The organism is Mesorhizobium sp. M7A.F.Ca.CA.004.04.2.1 (assembly GCF_004022825.1).
GTDB lineage: Bacteria > Pseudomonadota > Alphaproteobacteria > Rhizobiales > Rhizobiaceae > Mesorhizobium.
Genome location: NZ_RZPH01001500.1, coordinates 1 through 936, shown reverse-complemented (window position 1 = coordinate 936; position 936 = coordinate 1). Strand labels below are relative to the sequence as shown.

Annotated in this window: 1 protein-coding gene; it reads left to right on the top strand. The window is 68.8% G+C overall.

What is annotated here, in order from left to right; all coding sequences use genetic code 11:
- The coding region (mepA, locus tag EN893_RS35695) for a penicillin-insensitive murein endopeptidase (protein ID WP_128362252.1) at positions 1-919 on the top strand (919 nt) is incomplete at its 5' end.
- Positions 920-936 lie beyond the last annotated feature (17 nt).

Sequence of the window (936 nt, the reverse complement as noted above, 5' to 3'; positions counted from 1 at the left end):
CTTCTATTCCAAGGGCTGTTTTGCCGGCGGCGTCGCCATTCCCTTGGACGGTCCGACCTGGCAGGTGATGCGGCCGTCGCGCAACCGCCGCTGGGGCCATCCGGCGATGATCGCGGTAGTCGAGAAATTGTCGCGCGACGCAGCGGCCGATGGTTGGCCAGGCCTGCTGATCGGCGACATTTCGCAGCCGCGCGGCGGCCCGATGCTGACAGGACATGCCTCGCACCAGATCGGGCTCGACGCCGACATCTGGCTGACGCCGATGCCCAGCCGCCCGCTGTCGATGGCGCAGCGCGAATCGATGAGCGCCACCTTGATGGTCGATGAGAAGACCCATCTGGTGAAGGACGCGCTGTGGACGCCAGCGCACACAAGGCTTCTGAAGCGGGCGGCGAGCTACGGCCAGGTCGAGCGCATCCTGGTCAATCCGGGCATCAAGAAAAAGCTCTGCGACACCGTCAAGGGCGACCGCTTCTGGCTGCGCAAGGTCAGGCCGTTCTGGGGCCACGACTATCATTTCCACATGCGCATCGGCTGTCAGCCCGGATCGCCCGGCTGCAAGGCGCAGGAGGCGACGCCGGACGATGACGGTTGCGGCAAGCCGCTGGCCTGGTGGTTCACGCAGGAGCCCTGGCGCCCCAACAAGAACCCGGATGCGCCCAAGGCCCGCGACCTGATGACGATGGCGAACCTGCCGGGCGAATGCCGCGCGGTGCTCGACGCGCCGGGGCCGGACTCGGCCGAGGCGGCGACCTACCATGGCGGCGGCGTGCCGGTCGCGGCCGCCGCGCCCGAACCCGAAACGCCGTCATTGCCCGCCACCCCGGCCGCCGCCGGCTTGCCAAGCACGGTGAACGCCTTCACGGCGACGCCCGAGATCGGCGTGCCGCTGCCGCGACCGCGGCCGCCTGGAAACTGACGATCACGGCTTATAGC